This window comes from Mesorhizobium sp. M7A.F.Ca.ET.027.03.2.1, assembly GCF_003999175.1.
Lineage (GTDB): Bacteria > Pseudomonadota > Alphaproteobacteria > Rhizobiales > Rhizobiaceae > Mesorhizobium.
In genome coordinates this window covers 1-2,181 of the sequence record NZ_RZOM01001052.1, presented here as the reverse complement: position 1 = coordinate 2,181, position 2,181 = coordinate 1, and the positions used below count along the sequence as shown (strand labels likewise).

General features: G+C 64.8%; 3 protein-coding genes. 1 reads left to right on the top strand and 2 read right to left on the bottom strand.

Translation table 11 applies throughout. The features are described 5' to 3' along the window. On the top strand, positions 1-512 hold a 512-nt coding region (locus tag EN750_RS31000), incomplete at its 5' end, for a DMT family transporter (RefSeq protein WP_145968078.1). On the opposite strand, the gene EN750_RS30995 is transcribed toward EN750_RS31000, so the two are convergent. Further along, the gene (locus EN750_RS30995; RefSeq protein ID WP_127398998.1) at positions 513-1,325 is read right to left on the bottom strand and encodes a helix-turn-helix transcriptional regulator; all 813 of its coding nucleotides are present in this window, start codon (positions 1,323-1,325) and stop codon (positions 513-515) included. A gap of 143 nt (positions 1,326-1,468) precedes the next feature. Next, positions 1,469-2,181 (bottom strand): uracil-DNA glycosylase (locus tag EN750_RS30990; protein WP_145968077.1); only part of this gene is annotated, 713 nt, incomplete at its 5' end.

The following is a 2,181-nucleotide window of genomic DNA, read 5'->3' as shown; positions in this document are numbered from 1 at the left end:
GGCCGGAACTGACGCTGCTGAGTTCCGACGAGGCGCTCGACGACCAGGAAGTGCTTGGCGTCATCGCCGCTCTTGTCGCCGCGGCGATCTCGGCCGTCGCCATGCTCTTGGTGCGCAATCTCGTGCAAAGCGAGCGCACGGCGACCATCGTGCTGTGGTTTTCGGTGACGGCGAGCGTCATGTCGCTGCTGTCGCTGCCATTCGGCTGGCAGGCGCTGACGCCGCTCCAGGCGGCTCTCCTTGTTGCCGCCGGCTTCTGCGGCGGCCTCGGGCAGATACTGATGACGGCAGCCTATCGCCATGCCGAAGCCTCGGTCGTGGCGCCGTTCGAATATACGTCGATGATCCTCGGCGTCGTCGTCGGCTATCTCGTCTTCGGCGACGTCGCCACGCTCCATATGCTTGCCGGCGGCCTGATCGTCGTCGCCGCCGGCATCTTCATCATCTGGCGCGAACGCCAGCTTGGCCTGGAGCGGACCCGCACGCGCAAGGCATCTTTGCCTGAAGGGTGATTACGACAGCTCGGCTCGCTCCTTCGCCAACCGAACCAGCACCGTCCTCGTCTGCTCGTCGGCTGGAAAAAACGATTCGATCGCCAGTTCCGAAAGGGTCACGTCGAGCGGCGTGCCGAACACGGTGATGGTGCTGATGAACGACAGCACCTGGTCGCCGTGCGCAAGCCTGAGCGGGTGCACGATGGGGTTCGGCTCTACCGACACCGGCCGGCTGCCTTTCAAGCCGGACGGATAAGTCCTCAGCTCACGCTCGAGTTCGATCAGCACCGCGTCGCCGCTCGCGTCATTCTGGTGTTTCAGGCGCTCGAGCAGATGCGTCCGCCATTCCTGGAGATTGACGATGCGTGGCGCGATGCCGCCGGGATGCAGGCTGAGGCGAAGCACGTTGACCGGCGGCGTCAGCAGCGAAGCCTCGCTGACATCGGCAAGGAAGGGGGCAATGGCGGCATTGGCCGAAACCAGGTTCCAGTGGCGGTCGACGGCGAGTGCCGGGAACGGCTCGTGGCCTTTGAGGACGATCTCGACCGCCGCCATCGCCGGCGCCATCGTGGTGTCGGTCAATGAGCGCTCGCCGAAGCTCGGCGCAAAGCCGGCGGCGAGCAGCAACTGGTTGCGCTGCCTCAGCGGCATCGACAATTGCTCGGCCAGATGCAGCACCATGTCGCGTGAGGGCGCGGCGCGGCCGCTTTCGACGAAGCTCAGATGCCGCTGCGAGATTTCGGCCTCCATGGCGAGGTCGAGTTGAGACATGCGGCGGCGGGTGCGCCACTCGCGAATGAGGCTGCCGGCGGAGGTTTGGGATGTTGTCATGAGGGCATGGTTAGACTGGAGAGGGGGGCATTTCAATTACGTCTGAGGTCATAGTTCTTGCCGGCGTTCGCCTATCCACATTGGAGATTGGCGAAAGCGGAGATGACAGCCAATCTCCCCCCCTCGTGGAGGAGATTGGCCAATCACCCAAGTGCGCGCAGCTTCGCCTTGACTTCGAGAAAATCCCGCCACGCCAGCTTCTTGTGCGACGGGGTTCGCAGGAGATAGGCCGGATGCAGCGTCGGCATGGCCGGGATGGCGATGCCGGACGCCGTCGTGTGGGCGCGCCAGTTGCCGCGCAGCCGCAATATGCCTTCCGAGGTGTTGAGCAAGGTCTTGGTTGACGGGCCGCCAAGGTTGATCAGCACCTTCGGATTGACCAGTTCGATCTGCCGCTCGATGAACGGCCGGCAGATCTCGGTTTCGTGCGGCGTCGGCGTGCGATTGCCCGGCGGCCGCCAGGGAATGACATTGGCGATATAGACTGAAGTACGGTCGAGCCCGATCGCCGCCAGCATGCGGTCGAGCAGCCGGCCCGATCGGCCGACGAAGGGCAGGCCCTCGATGTCCTCGTCGCGGCCGGGTGCCTCGCCGACCAGCATCACGGCGGCTTCCGGGTTGCCGTCGGCGAACACCAGGCTCTTGGCGGTGGCCTTGAGATTGCAGCCTTCGAATGCCGCCATGTGCTGGCGAAGCTCGTCCAGCGTCGTTGCTGTGGTCGCCAATTGGCGGGCAAGTGCCGCCTGCGCTTCGTCGGGAACGGTGGCCGACGTTGGGCGCGCAACCGGCGGCGCACTTGATCTGTCACCTGGTTCGGGGCGAGACATATTCGTCGAACGCTGCGGTGGGGCGATAT

Excerpts from the sequence above, each read along its gene's own strand:
- EN750_RS30995 (WP_127398998.1), bottom strand. The coding sequence starts at position 1,325 with ATGACAACATCCCAAACCTCCGCCGGCAGCCTCATTCGCGAGTGGCGC.